Below are 18317 nucleotides of genomic sequence, written 5' to 3' on the forward strand. Positions count from 1 at the left end.
TTACTCCGTGGGAAGAGGTCGGCGTTTGCCGGCGCGGCTGCGCAGAATTTCGGCCACGTCGTGGGGTGTCACATCCCGCGCCACCATCAGGACGAGCAGGTGGTAGAGCAGGTCGGCCATTTCAGCGGCCAATTCCGTGCGGGGTTCATTTTTGGCGGCAATGATGGTTTCGGCCGCTTCCTCGCCGACCTTTTTGAGAATCTTGTCCAGCCCGGCCGTAAACAGATAGGTGGTGTAAGCGCCTTCCGGCCGTTTTGCCTGGCGTTCCTGGATCAGGGCATACAGCTCATCAAGCAGAATGCCCAGTTCGAGCGCGCTGTGGGGGACGAGTTTAACTTCCGGCGGGGCAATGGACGGCGTTCCATCGGGGGCGTGGGCCGCTGGTATCGGGGGGGCACTGTCGGTTTGGGCGGTAGTCGCGTTGCATGGGAGCAGGGATTGGAAAAAGCAACTCGTGGCGCCGGTGTGACAGGCCGGCCCACGCGGTTCAACTCTGACGACAAGGGCATCGCCGTCGCAATCCAGCCGTATGTCCACAACCCGTTGGGTGTGGCCCGACGTGGCCCCCTTGTGCCACAGGGATTGACGCGAGCGGCTCCAGAGCCAGACCTCGCCGGTTTCGCAGGTGAGTTGGTAACTGGCAGCATTCATGTAGGCCAGGGTGAGCACCTCGTTGGTCGTGGCATCCTGAATGACGACCGGCACGAGGCCGTTGGCATCGAAACGAATCGCTTCCGTCATGGCTTGGTTACGGCAACACGTTACCGGCGTTGTAGCACAGTTGAATGGTTTCCTGACACCCTGCTGGCAACTCCCGTCGCAAACCGGGGCACAACCGTCTAACTGTGGCGCGCCAGGACGTAATCACAAACCTCGTCCAGTCGGGAAAAACTATGTGGAATCGAAAGGCGGCTGACGCGAACCGCCGTGACCAGTTGGGTCAGGGTATCCAGAATGGCAACCCGCGCTTCCGGCAGGGGAAGCCAGTCGGGATAGATGTTGGGCAGGAGCTGCATTACAGCCTGCATCGGAGGGAGTTGCGTACTGCTGACCGGAGCCTCCGCCGGAACGACCTCCAAGAGGTACACGGCCGTGAGCCGTGCCGGCCGGTGTTGTTCATGGGTATCGAGAGGCAGGTAGCGTTTTTCCCAGTGCCTGGAGATGCAGGGAAGTGCGTCGGGGCGGCCGTAAAGGGCTGTGACAGAAGGGTCCCACAAGCGGATGGCGCGCGGCCCCAGATGGACCACAAAGCCATCCGTCTGCTGTTCAACAGCAGCGACATCCTCGGCGATAATCTCCGCGCCGCGCCGGAGCAGCGCCGCTGCAAGGGTGGATTTGCCGGTACCGTTCGGTCCCACAAAGGCCACGGCTGAGGCACCTATGGCTACTGTGCTGGCGTGCAGACACACCCGCTGCTGAATCTGGAGAACAAAACCAAGGATGGGGCCGGTCAGGTAGGTACAGGTATCCTCAAACGTCTGCGGCGGTGACCAGAGCGCCGTGATACGGCGTTGAGGGTGGTCGTAGGTGAAAGCCGTGCCGACGTTATAGCAAAAGTGAAACAGACCGCGCTCCGGCTCATGGTAGCCAATGAGTTCGGGGCCCTGCCTGGCGTCCACAATTTGCCCCTGATACCACGGTGCACACGCCGGGGGGCGTGGTGGCGTGGGATTTTCCTCAAAGGCGAGAAAGCCATCGGCGGTGTCTTCACCAAGGTGCACCGGCTGGAGAAAAGGAACCGGGCGGGTTGTCGTCAGTCGCCGTCCATAAACCATCTGCGCTGATGCCATCTGGGGAGACACTCACCGTGAGAGACGGTTTGGGGGGGGGCCAACCCGGTCACGCACGGTTATGCCAAAAGCGGCCCAAGTACATTCAACAAGTGACCCGTAATCGGCGAGCATCGGCGACTGGTATGCCTTTTTGGCAGACCGCCCGGCTTGTGAAGAGGTGGCCGGTTGTTTGTATGGCAATGATGGTCTTTTCATAAATTGGTTTCCAAAAAGCGAAAAACTGTGACGGGATCGAAGCTATAAATCCTTGAAACGCTGTCACTTATGTGGAACTTATACAAGCCTGGCGGGCTGGGAATCAACAAATTCATGTCCCTGCCGCGCACTTCACACGAGGGCACGCGTCAGGGCTTCGACATGTGTGAAACAGGCAGCGTGGTGGTCTGTTTTCAGAGGGGAGTCAGGACTGGAAGGCTTGCTCCACTACCCATCAGCCCCAAATGACAAGTGATCTTGCATCTGGCAGCCGACCAGTCCTGTCCCTTGCTCGGTTTCTGCCGGCTATCCTGAATACCCGACACTTGCTGCCGATTGGCCGATGCAGCAGCGTCAGGAAACCTTCCTTGAGGGGCAAAAAGGCTGTTTGGCTCTGTCTTCAACAAGGCACACTGGCTGGAGGAAGGTCACCGGGAGGGGCGTCACCAGTCGCCCCATCCGTACGCTGCCTGCGCCAGTGTCCTTTGTGAAGAATTTACCGTGAAGCACGAGAGGTTCTGAGAGCGCGATCGACACGGAATCCCGTACCAGAGGCACGGGTGAAATCAATGAGTGAGCCGTAACCCATAAGGGTTGGTGGTTGGTATGCCTTTCTGTTGGGTTGCCGGACCTGTGATGGGCTTGCAGTTTGTTCACGTGGCAGTGAAGGCTGTTTCATAAGTTGGTCTCCAAACGGCGAAAGCACAATAGTTCTGGAAGTCTATACAACCTTGGATTGCAACCATTTGTATAGGCTCAGCGGGCTGAGGTCAACAAAAGATTTGGCCTCGTGCTGTGCATCCCACACGAGAGGAATAACCAAGGCTTCGACGTTCACGAAGCAAGCCAAGTGATGGCGGGCTTCCGGGGGAAGTTCCGCCCAGCCTGTGCCATGCCGCCTGATGTAGCCGGTGACGGGAAACTGAGGAAGGGGAGACTTGGCGCGCCGGACGACAGCGCGTGGGAGCCGGTCCTTGAGCAGTTCCCGGAAAAGCCACTTGTCCAGGCAAAGGGGAACCGTTGGCGCCGCCAGGAGAAATCTGATGATGCGCTGGTCAAGCAACGGGGAGCGCGTTTCCATCAAAGCGCCGGTAAATGACAGGTCGCTGTATTCATTGTCGTTGGCCAGGTGAACCCGACTCATCGCCTGCAGCATAAGCCGCCGGTAGGGGTGCTGTGGTGGACTGGGTTGCATGCGCTCGAAATAGCCAGCCCGACGCAGGCGCGTCACAAAGTCTGTTGCCAGCCAGCGGGGGATTTCTGACCGGGTTGGGTGTTTTCGTCCAAGTATCCGCCCAAACTGACGCCGAAGTGAAAAGAAGCCATTGCGGACGTCAGCTACAAAGTACGCCACAAGAGCCTCGCCCAAGCGGAGTAACTGCCGCCGGGCAACGAGATCGCGCAGGTAGGGTGCTGTTTCCTGAAGCATGACTTCATCGCCCCACTGCCCGGTCAGGACAATGCGGGCGTGGCTGCCCACCTGGCGGTAACTTTCCATGATGCCATTCCAGAAGGGTTCGTGAACCGGCTCAGGTGGTGGGGGAACGCCGGCCGGGGGGGGCGCATACGGCTGCCAGTGGTCCTGCTCAATGAAGGTAATGGGAATACCGTGACCCCGGGCGGCCAGACCGGCAAAATGCCGCTCGCAGTCGGGAATGAGTGTGTTGAAAACACAAGTAAAAGCGTGGAGGTCTGTCGTTGGGCAGGCGCGCCGCGCGGCAGCCGTCACAACGTTGGAATCCAGCCCGCCGCTGAGAAGAACAGATGCACGTGGTGCGCGCAGCCGGTCAGCTACAGCCTGTTCCAGAAGCGCCTGAAAATGCTCAACGTAATCACTCGTGCGGGCATAGCGGAGATACCCATTGGTCGGCCAGTCCCAGTAACGCCATTGCCGCTGTGCGCCCCCTTCAAGGCACAGCGCCGTAGCCCGTGGCAGGCGGCGGATGGCGCGGTAAAACGTGCCGTCTTCGTCCAGCTTCATCCCTTCGATGAGAAAATCGGCAACGGCAAAGTCGTCCAAATCGGTTGGGATGGAGGTGGGAATCTGCGGGTGGGCGCAGATGGTCGCAAGGTCGCTGGAGGCAACAAACAGCCCCGGCTGATAGCTGTAATAGAGCGGCTTGACGGCGAACGGGTCGCGCGCGCAGAACAGCCGTCGGCGACGGGCATCCCACAGGGCAAAGGCAAAGTCGCCCTGAAGGTAGTGCAGGCAATCCAACTCCCACAGGTGGTACGCCTGCCAGAGCAGTCTGGCATCCGGCATATCTTGGTCGGCCTCCCCGCCAGCCGTCTGGATGGCACGGCAGAGTCCTTCGCGCGCATCCAGCCGGATGTCAGCCGCAAGCCATACCTGTCCGTCGAATGTCAGCGGCGGTGGGATGCGCGTCAGGTTATCTACCCAGAGATGGGCGTACCCCAATGCAACATTTGCCCCCAGCCAGTGGGATTGACCATCAGGGCCGCGCCAGGCCATCTGCTGAAGCAACCGTGCGACAAGCGGCGGCTCAACCAGCCGGCCGTCGGGATGGAAGATAACGAAAAAGCTGCTCACAAGGCGTTGAGAGGCGTATCAAAGACGGCATATCGCTGCCGTACGTCCGGGGATTCCATCACCGGCTGGCCGCACCATTCCACCCATGCATGGGCTTCAAACGTCTGGGCGTCTTTCTCAACACCCAGCCGGAGGTCACAGACAATGCCGCGTCGCGCCAGCAGAAACCACAGCACCAGCGCGCGGATGAGGCAGGTTGGCGACCGGGGACAATACCGGGCCGCCCAAGCGACAAGAACACCTTGGTGATCCACCCAATCCGCCGGGCAGGTTGCGGATGACACCGGTGGCGGCTGACGGCCAACCATCCACCGCATCCACCGCAGGCAGGCGCGTACACCGACGAGGCGGCACAGTCCGGGCAAACCCAGCAACAAAAGCCAGGCTGTTACCAGGTTCGCCCGGTCTTCCGATGGAAGACGGCAGAAGATATGCAGTCGGTACAGCCAACGTTTCATGAGATTGGAGCTGCCGCTGGCGGCGAATCTGAAGAAACCGGGTCAGGCGGAACAATCTCGATGAGATCAGCTTGTCGAAGCTGCTCCAGCAGGCTGTCGAAATCCCGCTGAAGCCGTTCCGGTTCGACTTCATATTCGTCCAGCAGAGCCGCCAAAGCGTCTTGCAACGTCGGGCAACTGGTGGCTTGCCGCAGCATGCTGTAAGCCACACTGTCCAGGCCGTAGTAATGCTCTGTGACCAGATTGAGCAGGATGGCTTCATCCGCAACAGAGCGCACAATGACATGCTTGGGAATCAGGGCACGGTTCATAAGAGAAAGCATCGTTGCGTCAGGCAGGTGCGGGATTGGGAATAGTTGATAGGCACTTGTTCATCAGGAACAACTGCTATCACGGGTTAAATGTGCAAGCCAATATACTTGTTCGCTGCTCAGAGCGCACGTACTATCGGGTAACATTTTCACTCCGGGTTGAGACAACAGCCAATGTACCCTGATTATGCAGCCCTAACCTACCATGCTTCACTGATTGCTGATGAGCGTCGGGTGCAACCCTTTCAGTCTGCCATCGAGTCTGTCGTACGCCCCGGCGATGTCGTTGCCGACGTTGGCTGCGGAACAGGGATTCTGACGCTTCTGGCATGCCGGGCCGGCGCCCGGCACACCTATGCCATTGATGAAGGCCCCATCATTGAACTTGCCAGGCTGATTATTGAGCAGAATGGTTATGCTGACCGCGTGACATTCATCAATCACCTGTCCACCCGCGCCCGGCTGCCAGAGCCGGTGGATGTCATCGTCTCTGAGACGATAGGCAACTATGGCGCAGAGGAGCTTATTCTCCCGACGCTCCGGGATGCCTGTCGCCGCTGGCTGAAGCCAGGCGGAAAGCTCATTCCGCAGGCACTCGAACTGTACTGCGCACCGATCACCTGGCCGGAAGCCAAGCCAGATTTGTCCGTCTGGCGTGAGCCGGTGTGTGGTTTTGATTTTTCGTCTGCGTTGTCCTTTGCCGTCAACCAGCAGTATCCACGCCGGTTGAGTCCGCAGCACGTGCTGGCCGAAGGGCGCTGCTACTGCCGGGTTGACCTGACCCCCGCCGCGCTGGATGGTGATGCCCTGCCTAGAATAGCCGGGACAGCATGCTTTCGGGTGGCGCAGCCGGGGGTGATGCATGGCATCGGCGGGTGGTTCAAGGCGTGGCTTACGGAAGACATCACGCTGACGAACAGCCCCCTTCTTGAGTCTCCAACCAGTTGGGGACACGTGTGTTTACCGATTGCCGAGCCGCTGCCGGTGGCCGTTGGGGATGAAGTCGAAGTGACGCTCCGGGCGGTTGGCGGCGGCGGTGTGTTGTGCTGGGACGTGACCTGGCGCAGTGTTGGGGGGGAATCCAAAACGTTCCGCCATTCGGACTTCGAGGGCTGGCTGGCAACACCGGAACGCCTGCGTCCGCTGTCGCCCACGGCGGCGCCGGGGCTGGGAGTGGAAGGCAAAATGCAACTCTTTCTGCTGACAAAGCTCGACGCCGGCTGGACAGTTGAGCAGGTCGCCCGTGGGCTACGCGAAAGCTTTTCTTCCGAGTTTCCTACGGATGAGGATGCTCTGGTCTATGTGAAAAGGCAGGCACTGAAGTTCGCTCGTTGAGGCGTAGGGAGCCGGAAGTGCGTCCAGACTCTCCGTTATCCAGTTCGATCGGTTGACCTTCTCCGTAGCGGTCGCTGAGAACAACGCGAAAGCCAAGCGTCGTCAGCAGTTCTTCACGGTGCAGCCCCTCGCGGATTGAGCAGCGGCAGCCATCCGGGAGTGAGGCCCACGAGCCGCCCCGGATGGTGCGGTGTTGCGCCCATTCTTCCTGGCGGATGTTGCGCACCGGCGCGCCCTGCGCCTGAATTCCCGTCAGGCGGGAAGTATAGGTGTCCAGACACCACTCCCGTACGTTGCCGTGCATATCGGCCAGTCCGAAGGGATTGACCCCCAGCGATCCGGCCGGCGTTGGCTTCTTGCGTGGCGGGGCGGCTGGCTCGCCCCGGTAGGGCAGAGACCCGTCGTAGTTTTCAAGCGTCGGCAGCAGGACAGCACCGTAGGCAAACAATCCGATGGCGCCGGCCCGGCAGGCATATTCCCATTCGGCTTCGGTTGGCAGCCGGTAGGGGCGGCCGGTTCTTTTGGTCAGCCGCCGGCAGAACTCGACGGCTTCATCCCAGGTGATGCTGTCCACGGGGAGGTCGTCGCCGGTGTACTTCGATGGGGAAGGCGGTAGGTCACGTTCGACTTTGGGCCAGGACGCGACTTCCCGCCATTGCGCCTGGGTGACTTCGGTCCGCCCCATGTAGAACCCGAAGACCCGCGCGCGCATCGGCGGACGCTCGTTGTCATAGCTTTCGGTTTCATCGGAGACCGTGTTGCCCATGGTAAAACAGCCGCCCGGTACGGCGACCAATTCCAGCGTCACCTGGTTGCCCAGGTTTTCGACAAACCGTTGCGTTTCGCCTTTGACGGTCTCGACGGTGTTGCCTTTGTCGTCCAGTCTGGGAGATTCAAAGGTGACGGTGGAAAGCTGTTCGGCTGGAAGGGCCACGGTTGGCGCCAGCGGCCCGGACGGGCAGGGAACTGCCGGTGGACGTGCCCCCTTGCTGCTGCTGCGTCCACGCCCGCTGCCAGGTGAGGATGTCGTTTCACCGCCACCGGCTTTTCCCCCGCCCACACTCGTGCTGCGTTCCTGGGCAGCAACCTGGGTCACAGGCAGGTTTGGCATGGTCATCGCCCAAAGAAATCCCAGCGCCAGACCAGCCGGCCAGATATGCCAACCTGTTTTCCGTTGCGCCATGCTTTGTCCCTCGGAGCCGCGTTGTCTCGGCCGTCAACGTGCAGTGTAGCAGCTTTGGGATTGCCTGAAGAATGCCCCTGTTGGCTGAACAGACATTTTCATTGGCATTGTGGATGCCGTGTGAAACGGACTCACTTGATGCGCCAGGGAAGTCCGGCCACGACGAAATAGACTTCCGTTGCCGCTGCGGCCACCGACTGGTTGACATTGCCCAGCAGGTCCCGGTAGCGCCGCGCCAGAGCATTGTCGGGAACAATCCCCAGCCCGACTTCATTGGACACGACGATAACCGTCTGCTCACGGCGCGAAAAGGTCTGCAAAAAGGCCGCCAGCGTGGTTTCCAGCGCATTGAGGCACTGCGCCTCATCGTGTGGCATAGCCAGCAGCCAGTTCGAGACGAGCAGCGTCAGGCAGTCCACCACCACGACACCGGCTTCCGCCGCCTGGGCGTAAGCCGCCGCCAGCGCGCGCGGCTCCTCAATGGTACGCCACTCCGGCGGGCGTTCCGCCCGGTGGCGCAGAATCCGCCCCTGCATGTCTTCGTCGAGGGCTTCCGCCGTGGCAATGAAACACACGGCTGCGCCGGTGGTATCAGCTTTCGTCTGGGCAAGCTGCTGGGCAAACCGGCTTTTGCCGGCCCGTGCGCCGCCCAGTACCAGAATGAGTTCGCGCGTCATCAGGCATCCGTATCCAGCATGGGAAGCCACAGCCCCTGCGCCCTGGCACACTCCACGGCATCGGCATAGCCGGCATCAGCGTGCCGCATCACACCGGTTGCCGGGTCATTCCACAGCACCCGTTCCAGACGCCGTTCAGCGGCTTCCGTACCATCACACACGATGACCATCCCGGCATGCTGCGAATAGCCCATGCCAACGCCGCCCCCGTGGTGGAGTGAAACCCACGTCGCGCCGCTGGCCGTGTTGAGCAGGGCATTGAGCAGCGGCCAGTCGGAAACCGCATCCGAGCCATCCCGCATCTGCTCGGTTTCCCGGTTGGGGGAAGCCACCGAACCCGCATCCAGGTGATCGCGGCCGATGACAACGGGCGCTTTGAGTTCGCCCTTGCGGACCATCTCGTTGAACGCCAGTCCCGCCCGGTGGCGTTCACCCAGACCCAGCCAGCAGATGCGCGCTGGCAGCCCCTGAAAAGCAATCCGCTGCTCAGCCATGGTCAACCAGCGATGCAGGTGGTCGTTGTCAGGAAACAGCTCCATCAGACGCCGGTCGGTGCGGTAAATGTCTTCCGGGTCGCCCGACAGCGCCACCCACCGGAACGGCCCCTTGCCACGGCAAAACAGCGGGCGGATGTAGGCCGGGACGAAGCCCGGAATCATGAAGGCATCCGTCACGCCTTCGTCAAAAGCGACTTGGCGCAGGTTGTTGCCGTAATCCACTACCCTGGCGCCCAGGGCCTGAAAGTCGAGCATGGCCCGGACATGCCGCGCGCAGCTTTCCGCCGCTGCCCGGCGCAGCGTCCCGTGCTGTGCCGGATCGCGTTGGGCCGCCTGCCACTGCTCAACCGTCCAGCCCACCGGCAGGTAGCCGTGAATCAGGTCGTGCGCGGCTGTCTGGTCGGTCACGATGTCAGGACGTAGCCCCCCCTGCCGGGCGCGTTCCACCAGCGCCGGGAGGATTTCCGCCGCATTGCCGAGCAGGCCGACGGAAACCGCCTTGTTCTCCGCCGTGTAGCGTTCGATGCGCCGGAGGGCGTCGTCGAGGTTGTCCGTCCACTCATCGAGGTAGTGCGTCCGGCAGCGGGCTTCCATCCGGCTGACCTGGCACTCGATGACCAGCGCCGCCGCCCCGGCAAACACCGCCGCCAACGGCTGTGCCCCGCCCATGCCGCCCAGCCCGGCCGTGAGCACCCAGCGCCCGCGCAGGTCGCCGCCGTAGTGCTGGCGGCCCATTTCGGCAAAGGTCTCGTACGTGCCCTGCACAATGCCCTGCGTACCGATGTAAATCCACGAACCGGCCGTCATCTGCCCGTACATCATCAGGCCGCGCCGGTCGAGTTCGTCGAAGTGTTCCCACGTAGCCCAGCGGGGTACGAGGTTCGAGTTGGCCAGCAACACCCGTGGGGCGTCCGGGTGCGTACGAAAGACGCCCACCGGCTTGCCCGACTGGATGAGCAGGGTTTCATCTTCTCCCAACCGGCGCAGGGTGTCGCAGATGGCTTCAAAACACGCCCAGTTGCGGGCGGCTTTGCCGGCCCCGCCATACACGACCAGGTCTTCCGGTCGTTCGGCAACTTCCGGGTCAAGGTTGTTGTGCAGCATGCGGTACGCCGCTTCAATCTGCCAGTTGCGGCAGGAAAGCTCCGTTCCGCGTGGTGCGCGAAGAATTCTGGACATGGCAAGGCTTCGCTATACGGGAATCCGATGCGCCAAGACGCGCTGCCAGCGACGTTAGTGGGGTGGGCCAGTGGCGTCAAGCCACGGCTTTTCACCACACACCACGCACGGTAGGATGTTGGCTTACGCACAACGGCGCTGGGGGCAGGCAGGGGAAATGTTGGCATTGTGGCGCAACGCGCGATTGGCGACGTTGGCAGACGCGGCCGCCTGGGGCTGGATTGAAGACGGCGCCCTGGTCGTTGCCGGTCAATACCTGCACTGGGTTGGCGATGCGCGCCACCTGCCCCGCAGCCTGCCCATTGCCGAAGAACATGACCTGGGCGGTGCACTGGTGACGCCGGGACTGGTGGATTGCCACACGCACCTGGTCTATGGCGGAACACGCGCCGATGAGTTTGAAGCCCGGCTGCACGGCGCAACCTATGCCGACATGGCGCGGCAGGGCGGCGGCATTCTCTCCACCGTAAGGGCAACCCGCGCGGCTTCTGACGACGAACTTCTGGCCGCCGCCATCCGCCGCGCCCGCGCACTTCTGGCAGAAGGCGTCACGACGGTCGAAATCAAGTCCGGGTATGGGCTGACCTGTGCTGATGAAGCCCGCTGCCTGCGCATTGCCCGCCAACTGGCGCAGCGCCTGCCGCTGACGGTCTGCACGACTTACCTGGCTGCGCACGCCCTGCCGCCGGAGTTTGCCGGTCGCCCGGATGACTACATTGCCGAAGTCTGCGCCTGGCTGCCGGAGTTGCACGCCGCTGGCCTGGTGGATGCTGTGGATGCCTTCTGCGAAACCATCGGGTTTTCGGTCGAACAAACGCGGCGCATCTTTGAAACAGCCCGGCAGTTGGGGCTGCCGGTCAAACTCCACGCTGAACAGTTGAGTGACCAGGGCGGAGCGTTGCTGGCGGCTGAGTTTGGCGCGCTTTCCTGTGACCACCTGGAATATGTCAACCCGGCTGGCATCCGCGCCATGGCGCAGTCCGGCACAGTGGCCGTCCTGTTGCCGGGAGCCTTCTACTTTCTGCGTGAAACACAACGTCCGCCGGTGGCCGCGCTGCGGGCCGCCGGTGTTCCGCTGGCGGTAGCGACCGACCACAATCCGGGTTCGTCACCGACACTCTCCCTGCTGCTGATGCTCAATCTGGCCTGTACGCTCTTTCAGCTTACGCCGGAAGAAGCCCTGCGTGGCGTTACGGTCCATGCCGCGCGGGCGCTGGGACTTGCCGACCGGGGCATCCTGGCGGCCGGCAGGCGGGCGGATTTCGTCGTCTGGCCGCTGGAACATCCCCGTGAACTGGCCTACTGGTTCGGTGGCTGTCATCCGCAGCAGGTGATCGTGGGAGGCAAAGAGGTGGTGCGTCATGGCGTCATCGTCGGTTGAACCGGTATTTGAACTCCATCCGGGTGATGTTCCCGTGCTGATCAGCCTGCCGCACGTGGGGACGGTTGTGCCGCCGGAGATTGCCGCCGACTGGACTGACGAAGCGAGAACCCTGCCCGATACTGACTGGCATCTGGGTGAACTCTACGCCTTCGCCCGCCAACTGGATGTCGGCATCCTGCAGGCGCGGCTGTCACGGTACGTCGTGGATGTCAACCGTCCGCCCGACGACCTGCCGCTCTATCACGGCAAGCACTACACGGAGCTTTGCCCGACGCGCATGTTCACCGGAGAACCCATTTACTGCGAAGGGAAGACACCGGATGCAATGGAAATTGCCCGACGGCGCGCACATTACTGGCAGCCGTATCATGACGCGCTCGAACAAGAGTTGACGCGCCTTCAGGCGCGTCATGGTTATGTCATCCTGTGGGAAGGCCACAGCATCAAGTCCCGGTTGCCGTGGCTTTTCGAGGGAACGCTGCCGGATTTCAACCTTGGCACAGCCAGTGGTGCAAGCTGCGCACCAGAGCTGCGCCAGGCGCTGTGTGCTGCGCTGGCTGCGCAAAAGGAACTGACCTACGTGGCTGATGACCGCTTCAAAGGTGGCTACATTACGCGCCATTACGGCCGGCCGGAGCAGGGACGCCACGCCGTCCAACTGGAAATGGCCTGGTCCTGTTACATGCGCGACGAAGCGCCGCCCTATCGGATTGACCCGGAACGCGCCGGGCGTCTGCTCCCGATTTTGGAGAAACTCATCATTACGGCGCTCGCCTGGAGTCCGTCATGACGCTTGAGCCGGTCCCGCCCAAAGCTCTGTGGACACCCTTGGCTTGGCTGCCCCACGGCTGGCAACGCCACGTCCTGCTGACCATTGGACAGGATGATTGCTGGGCGGATGTGGAAACAAATGTGCTGACGCCTCCGCCCGAAGCTGTGCCACTTGCAGGCGCTTTGCTGCCGGGTCTTGTCAATGCCCACAGCCATGCGTTTCAGCGTGCCTTTGCCGGACTGGCCGAAACCACCACGGGCGAACAGGATGATTTCTGGTCCTGGCGAAGCCGCATGTACCACCTTGCGGCGCGCATCACACCCGAACTTCTGCGCGCCATCGCAGCACAACTTTACCTGGAACTGCTCCGGGGCGGATATACCCAGGTTTGCGAGTTTCACTATCTCCACCGCGATGTATCCAGCGAACCTTATCCCGAACCGCTGACGATGCTGGAAGCTCTCATTCATGCTGCCGAAGACGTTGGGATCGGGTTGACGCTGCTGCCCACCGTGTATGAGCGGGCCGGGTTCGGACAGCCTGACCTGCTGCCAGAGCAACGCCGTTTTTTTGCCACACCTGATTTCGTATGGGAGGTGGTCAAAGCTGTGGAGGCAGGCAATCGTCCCGTCATCCATGTCGGTCTGGCGCTACATTCCGTCCGGGCGGTGCGCCCGGAAAGTTTCGACCACCTGCGGCGGCTGGCTGAGGATTTTACCGGGCCTATTCACATCCATGTGGCCGAGCAGGTGGCGGAAGTCGAAGCCTGCCTGCGCGCAACGGGTGCACGTCCGGTCGCCTGGCTGGCGCGTGAGGGGTATCTCGATCCCCGCTGGCAGCTTGTGCATGCCACGCATACCGATGCCGCCGAACGCGAGGCCATTGCCCGGAGCGGGGCCGGTGTGGTGGTCTGCCCGACGACCGAAGCCAATCTGGGTGACGGTTTCGTGGACCTGCCGGCCTGGGCGGAACTTGGCGTACCGCTGGCCATCGGCTCAGACAGCCACGTAAACCGCGACTGGCGCGAGGAACTGCGCTGGTTGGTGTACAGCACGCGCCTGTTGACGCAGCGCCGGGGGATTGCCGGACTGCCGTCGCCGGCGGCCAGCCTTTTTACCGGCGCACAACTTGCTGGCGGTGATGCTGCCGGCCAGCCGACTTGGGGACTGACACCCGGCGCGCGTGCCGATGCGCTGGTATTGGCAACAGACACCCCAACCCTGCTCGGCGCAACACCCGAACACCTGCTGGAAGCGGTGGTGTTTTCAAGTCCGGGGCCGGCCTGGTCTGATGTGCTCGTCGCCGGTCGCTGGTGGCTGCAACGCGGACGCCATCCCCGCCAGGGACGGATTCATGCGCGTTTCAAGGCGGCTATGGAAACGCTGTGGGAAACGGCCCGGCTGAATGTGCCAGTCAACGGGCTGCTGGTTTCCCAGAACGCTGAACCAACTGAGCCGTCAGCAGACGATGACCGCCCGTGACACTAACTAGCCCGCGTTTTCGGGCAGGAAAGGACTTCAGCGTGGTAGGCCCGAAAAGCCGCTGCTTCGGCGCGCCCCATGTAGCGCTCCAGCGTGCGGAGGTCACTGTCGAGCAAATCCACCATGATGAGGCCGTCCAGCGCATCGCCAAAGTCCGGATCAATGTTGAAGGCCAGCACCTTTCCACCCAGTTTGAGGTACTGCCGTAGCAGCACCGGGACGCCTTTGGCATCCGGCTCGATGTCAGCCACAAAGGCCGAGACTTCTTCAATGTCAGCCGCCGGAATCGGGGACGGCTTGAGTCCAAGCAGGGTCTGGGTGATGGCCAGGGTACGCGACTCGAAAGGCATCCGTGGACGGACCAGCCGGGCCAGTTGCGGCTGAAAGCTGTTGGCCTTGAGAAACTCCACGATCAAGCGCCGGGAAGCCGTGCGGTACTCGTTGGTAATGCTCACCGGGCCGAACAGCACCCGGTAGCGTGGATGCTGGGCAATGTAGCGCCCAATACCTTTCCACAACAGCATCAGCGGCGCGTAGCTTTTCTGATACTCCGGGCGGACGAACGAACGTCCCAGTTCGAGCGCCGGCCCGATGCTGTGCAGAAAGGCCGTGCGGTAGGCAAACAAAGTGTGAGTGTAGAGTCCACGTTTGCCAAAGCGCGCCAGAATCTCATCCGTTTGCCCGAAGCGGTAGCCGCCAACGATTTCCTGCCGTTCCTGGTTCCAGACAAAAAGGTGCTGGTAGCAGGCATCAAAGCTATCTATGTCAAGGGCCTTGCCGGTGCCTTCTCCGGCGGCCCGGAAAGTGATTTCGCGCAGGCGTCCAATCTCGTGAAGCACGTGCGGAATGTGCTCGGCGCCCGCGCACCAGACCGTCAGTTCGCCCTGTCTGACCAGGCAGGCGGTTTCGGGAAGCGCCTTGATTTCAGCCTCCAGCAGGGCAGCCGCACGTGGCGGCGCAATGGCCGCCGGCACAGGTTGCGGGCGTTGCAATGACGGCATCGGGAGTTTCGGAAAGCTTTTTGGAAAGCGCAGTGGAGCGGCCAGCGCCCGTGGCAGCCGTGAGGCCGGTTCCGTACGCGAAGCCAGCAGGTAGGTGCGCTGCCGCAGGTGCTCGGTCAGGGCTTCATCATCCAGGAGCTTGAGCTTCGACCAGGGAATCGGGTGCCCGATGCGCACTTCAATCTCCCGATTCCGCTTGTTGAGAAACTCATAGGGCAGCATGGCCGTGCGCAGGCGTGGATGAACAAAGCCGGCCATCTGGAAGAGCGCGCCATTTCTGCCGTCAAAATACACCGGCACAACGGTTGCCTTGCTGGCGCGTACCAGCCGCGCCAGCGTGGGTTTCCAGGCCGGATCGGTAACGACGCGCTTGCCGGCCTGCCAGTGGGCCACCTCACCGGCCGGGAACAGTCCAATCGCACCACCCTGGGCAAGGAAGCGGAGTGCCGCCCGGAGAGGGCGGAGATTGGCCTGTGGCGAGTTTGGACGCTCAAACGGGTCAACGAGAATGAAGTAGTCGTGCGCTTCAGGAATGCATCCGAGCAGGTAGTTCGCCATCACTTTGGCGTCAGGTCGCACTGAGCGGAGCAGGGAAGTCAGGATGATGCCTTCAATGCCCCCGAAGGGATGGTTGGCCACCACAATGACCGGCCCTGCAGCCGGCAGCCGCGCCACATCGCTTTCCAGCACGTGATAGCGGACGTTGAGCGCCGCCAGAACCGCCTCAAAAAAGGCATGCCCATCGCTGCCCGTGGCAGCCAGGGCTTCCTGGTAAAGCTCATCGAGTTGGTGAAACAGAAGCCAGCGTTCGAGCAGACTTTTGATGGGGGCAAACATCCGTTGCCGCAGCGGATCACGAAACGGCGTCGGAAGTTGAAAGATGCGACCGGACATAGGCGTGCGCAAAGCTCCTTTGGCAGGGCGGATGGCATCGCTTATCCGCAGTCTGTAACACTGCTATGAACACTGTTCGTCCGGGATGTTGCCGGGCCAGGTCAGGCGAAAAAGTCCTTCACCGCCTGGATGACGTAGTCCTGCTGCTCAGCCGTCAGTTCAGCGTACATCGGAAGCGACAGAATCTCATCCGAAAGCCGTTCGGTGATGGGAAATGCCCCGCGACCGTAACCCAGGTCGGCATACGCCGCCTGCAGGTGCATCGGTACGGGATAGTGGATGACCGTCGCAATGCCGCGCTGGTTGAGGTGTGTCTGGAGGGCGTCGCGCCGTTGCGTACGGATGACGTAGAGGTGAAAGACGTGATCGCCGGTGACAACACGCGGAAGCTGCAAGTCTCCCACGCCTTCGAGCGCGTGCGTGTAGGCGGCCGCATGCGCCGCCCGGCGGGCATTCCAGGTATCGAGATGCCGGAGTTTCACGCCAAGTACGGCGGCTTGCAGCGTGTCGAGCCGCAGGTTGTATCCTTTGACGACGTGCTTGTACTTGACCTCCTGCCCGTAGTTGCGCAGGAAGCGGACTTTCTCAGCCAGTCCGGTGTCGTTGGTGACGAGTCCGCCGGCATCACCGTACGCGCCCAGATTCTTGCCGGGATAAAAACTGAAGCAGCCGGCATCGCCGAACGTGCCAACCCGCTGCCCCCGGTAGCGTGCGCCATGCGCCTGGGAAGCATCCTCGATGACGCGCAGATTGTGCTGCCGGGCAATGTCGAGAATGGGGGCCATATCGGCTGGTTGCCCGTAGAGGTGAACCGGCATGATGGCTTTCGTGCGGGGGGTGATGGCGGCTTCGATACGTGCCGGGTCAAGGTTGAAACTGGCTTCATCCACTTCGACGAGCACCGGACGCGCCCCAACGGCCGATACGGCCAGCGCCGAAGCAATGAAGGTGTGCGCCGGCACGATGACTTCATCCCCCGGGCCGATACCAAAGGCTTCCAGCGCAAGCTTGAGCGCATCCAGTCCGCTGGCCACCCCGACACAGTGCCGGGCGCCGACGTAATCGGCAAAGGCCTGCTCAAAATCACTCACTTCCTTGCCCAGAATGAAGTTGCACTGCCGCATGACGGTCAGTACGGCCGTGTCGAGTTCGTCTTTGAGCGACTGGTACTGCGCCTGTAGGTCAACGAAGGGAATCTGCATGCCCCGCCCCTTTCTGCTTTGCGGTTACTTTTTCAAACCCAGCCCCAGGTAAATGATGGGGCGAAGAATGCTCCACCAGCCGGTAAACGGCTTCATTTTGGTGTAGCCCAGTTCTTTTGGGGGATAAATCTTGGTGACGGGCACCTCTTTGAACCGGTAGCCCAGCCGGATGGCCTTGAACATGATGTAAGGCTCCAGCTCGTACTTGTCGAGCCAGTCCTGGTCAATGTCTATGCGCGGATCGTCAAAAAGCGAAAGGCGGATGGCGCGAAAGCCGTTGGTGCTGTCGGTGACGCGCCGCCGTGCGGCCAGCGAAAACAGCAGCGGGTGGACGAAGCGCGTCGCCAGTTGGCGATACAGCGGCATGTTGCCGAAGTCGCCACCCGGCAGATAGCGTGACCCCTGCACAAAGTCATACCCTTCGTTGACAATCGGCTCGACCAGCCGGGGGATTTCGGCCGGGCGGTCCTTGTCGTTTCCGGCCAGAATGACGATGACATCGTAGCCCTGTTCGCGGGCGTAGCGAATCGCCGTGCGGATGGCGGCTCCGGCACCCGACTGCCGCTCATGACGCAGATGAATCGCGCCCTTTTCACAGATGACCTGGGGCGTGCCGTCCGTCGAGGCATCATCCACAACGGCAATGGCATCCACGACATTCGGTGGAAAGCGGTCCAGGACGCGCCCGATTTTCTTTTCCTCGTTGAAGGCAATCGGTACGGCCAGCACCTTCAACATCCTCTGTGGTGCGTCAGACGATGCGGATGATGCCGCCTGGTGTTTGGCGGTATTGGTCGCCACATTCACGGCAGGTCGTTTCCTCTCCCTCAAAGGTCAAACGTGCGGCGCAGCGGCAGACCCAGCCGCGGACGGCGGCCGGATTGCCGAAACAGAGTGCGTGGGCCGGGATGTCTTTCGTGACCACGGAGCCGGCCCCGACCAGGGCGTATTCGCCAATCCGTACCCGGCAGACAATCGTGGCATTGGCGCCAATCGTCGCCCCGCGCTCGATGTAGGTTGGATGACAGACCCAATCGGGCTTGCGGCTGCGTGGCAGCAGATCATTGGTCAGGGCCACGTTGGGGCCCAGGAACACGTCGTCGCCGAGATGAACCCCTTCCCACACGGCGACGCCGTTTTTGATCGTGACGCGGTTGCCGACCACGGCGCCCGACTCGATGTAGCAGTGATCGCCAATGTTGCAGTCTTCGCCAATGATGGCGCCGGGAAGCACGTGGACGAAGGCCCAGATGCGCGTCCCGCGTCCGATATGTTCGCTTTCGACCAGCGCCGTCGGGTGTTTGCGGTAGGGCAGGGCTTCGGTCATGTCGGTCATGCCGGCGATACCAGACTCGTCAAGTGTCGGACAATGCTACGCCAACGGTCTCTCACCTGCCAAGCCGG

Annotated in this window: 16 protein-coding genes; 4 read left to right on the forward strand and 12 right to left on the reverse strand. The window is 61.9% G+C overall.

Annotated elements, in window-relative coordinates; all coding sequences use genetic code 11:
• From hisIE to J8C05_RS04950, 5 genes are all read right to left on the reverse strand, one after another.
• Complete coding sequence (hisIE, locus tag J8C05_RS04930; RefSeq protein ID WP_211423053.1) at positions 1 to 741, reverse strand: bifunctional phosphoribosyl-AMP cyclohydrolase/phosphoribosyl-ATP diphosphatase HisIE; 741 nt, start codon at positions 739 to 741, stop codon at positions 1 to 3.
• 98 nt (positions 742 to 839) lie between these two features.
• Entirely contained in the window at positions 840 to 1790 is a 951-nt protein-coding gene (locus J8C05_RS04935) for a phosphoenolpyruvate carboxykinase (ATP) (RefSeq protein ID WP_211423054.1), read from the reverse strand.
• A gap of 919 nt (positions 1791 to 2709) precedes the next feature.
• Positions 2710 to 4539, reverse strand: a complete 1830-nt coding sequence (locus J8C05_RS04940; RefSeq protein ID WP_211423055.1) for an asparagine synthetase B family protein — start codon at positions 4537 to 4539, stop codon at positions 2710 to 2712.
• Positions 4536 to 4997, reverse strand: a complete 462-nt coding sequence (locus J8C05_RS04945) for a lasso peptide biosynthesis B2 protein (RefSeq protein ID WP_211423056.1) — start codon at positions 4995 to 4997, stop codon at positions 4536 to 4538. Before J8C05_RS04945 ends, J8C05_RS04940 begins: the two co-directional genes overlap by 4 nt.
• Positions 4994 to 5308 (reverse strand): PqqD family protein, encoded by a 315-nt coding sequence (locus J8C05_RS04950; protein WP_211423057.1) that lies wholly within the window; start codon positions 5306 to 5308, stop codon positions 4994 to 4996. The genes J8C05_RS04945 and J8C05_RS04950 overlap by 4 nt, the downstream gene beginning before the upstream one ends.
• Before the next feature lie 174 nt (positions 5309 to 5482).
• Between J8C05_RS04950 and J8C05_RS04955 the strand changes: the two genes are divergently transcribed.
• Complete coding sequence (locus tag J8C05_RS04955) at positions 5483 to 6643, forward strand: 50S ribosomal protein L11 methyltransferase (protein ID WP_211423058.1); 1161 nt, start codon at positions 5483 to 5485, stop codon at positions 6641 to 6643.
• On the opposite strand, the gene J8C05_RS04960 is transcribed toward J8C05_RS04955, so the two are convergent.
• The 3 genes from J8C05_RS04960 to hutU form a co-directional block, all read right to left on the reverse strand.
• Positions 6585 to 7754, reverse strand: a complete 1170-nt coding sequence (locus J8C05_RS04960) for a formylglycine-generating enzyme family protein (RefSeq protein WP_211423059.1) — start codon at positions 7752 to 7754, stop codon at positions 6585 to 6587. The two genes, J8C05_RS04955 and J8C05_RS04960, sit on opposite strands and share 59 nt — an antisense overlap.
• A gap of 203 nt (positions 7755 to 7957) precedes the next feature.
• A complete protein-coding gene (cobU, locus tag J8C05_RS04965; protein ID WP_211423060.1) occupies positions 7958 to 8503 on the reverse strand; it encodes a bifunctional adenosylcobinamide kinase/adenosylcobinamide-phosphate guanylyltransferase in 546 nt (181 codons plus the stop codon).
• Positions 8503 to 10179 carry a urocanate hydratase gene (hutU, locus tag J8C05_RS04970; RefSeq protein ID WP_211423061.1) on the reverse strand — a complete coding sequence of 559 codons (1677 nt, stop codon included), beginning with the start codon at positions 10177 to 10179 and terminating at the stop codon, positions 8503 to 8505. Before hutU ends, cobU begins: the two co-directional genes overlap by 1 nt.
• A 157-nt stretch (positions 10180 to 10336) precedes the next feature.
• On the opposite strand from hutU, the gene hutI reads away from it, so the two are divergent.
• Genes hutI through hutF form a run of 3 tightly spaced genes read left to right on the forward strand, consistent with a single transcriptional unit; the run spans position 10337 to position 13816 of the window.
• The gene (hutI, locus tag J8C05_RS04975; protein ID WP_211423062.1) at positions 10337 to 11560 is read left to right on the forward strand and encodes an imidazolonepropionase; all 1224 of its coding nucleotides are present in this window, start codon (positions 10337 to 10339) and stop codon (positions 11558 to 11560) included.
• Positions 11541 to 12353: an N-formylglutamate deformylase gene (gene hutG, locus J8C05_RS04980; RefSeq protein WP_211423063.1), complete on the forward strand. Its 813-nt coding sequence runs from the start codon at positions 11541 to 11543 to the stop codon at positions 12351 to 12353. Before hutI ends, hutG begins: the two co-directional genes overlap by 20 nt.
• The gene (gene hutF, locus J8C05_RS04985; RefSeq protein WP_246840754.1) at positions 12350 to 13816 is read left to right on the forward strand and encodes a formimidoylglutamate deiminase; all 1467 of its coding nucleotides are present in this window, start codon (positions 12350 to 12352) and stop codon (positions 13814 to 13816) included. The genes hutG and hutF overlap by 4 nt, the downstream gene beginning before the upstream one ends.
• Positions 13817 to 13818: 2 nt before the next feature.
• Here hutF and J8C05_RS04990 read toward each other — a convergent pair whose 3' ends face one another.
• The 4 genes from J8C05_RS04990 to J8C05_RS05005 form a co-directional block, all read right to left on the reverse strand.
• Positions 13819 to 15711, reverse strand: coding sequence for a lysophospholipid acyltransferase family protein (locus J8C05_RS04990; RefSeq protein WP_211423064.1), 1893 nt, complete (start codon positions 15709 to 15711; stop codon positions 13819 to 13821).
• Positions 15712 to 15812: 101 nt separating this feature from the next.
• Complete coding sequence (locus tag J8C05_RS04995) at positions 15813 to 16913, reverse strand: DegT/DnrJ/EryC1/StrS family aminotransferase (protein WP_211423065.1); 1101 nt, start codon at positions 16911 to 16913, stop codon at positions 15813 to 15815.
• Between the two features lie 24 nt (positions 16914 to 16937).
• Positions 16938 to 17651, reverse strand: a complete 714-nt coding sequence (locus J8C05_RS05000) for a glycosyltransferase family 2 protein (RefSeq protein WP_211423066.1) — start codon at positions 17649 to 17651, stop codon at positions 16938 to 16940.
• A gap of 13 nt (positions 17652 to 17664) precedes the next feature.
• The gene (locus J8C05_RS05005) at positions 17665 to 18249 is read right to left on the reverse strand and encodes an acyltransferase (RefSeq protein ID WP_343316654.1); all 585 of its coding nucleotides are present in this window, start codon (positions 18247 to 18249) and stop codon (positions 17665 to 17667) included.
• Between the last annotated feature and the right edge of the window lie 68 nt (positions 18250 to 18317).

Source organism: Chloracidobacterium sp. N, from assembly GCF_018304765.1.
GTDB classification, from domain to species: domain Bacteria; phylum Acidobacteriota; class Blastocatellia; order Chloracidobacteriales; family Chloracidobacteriaceae; genus Chloracidobacterium; species Chloracidobacterium aggregatum.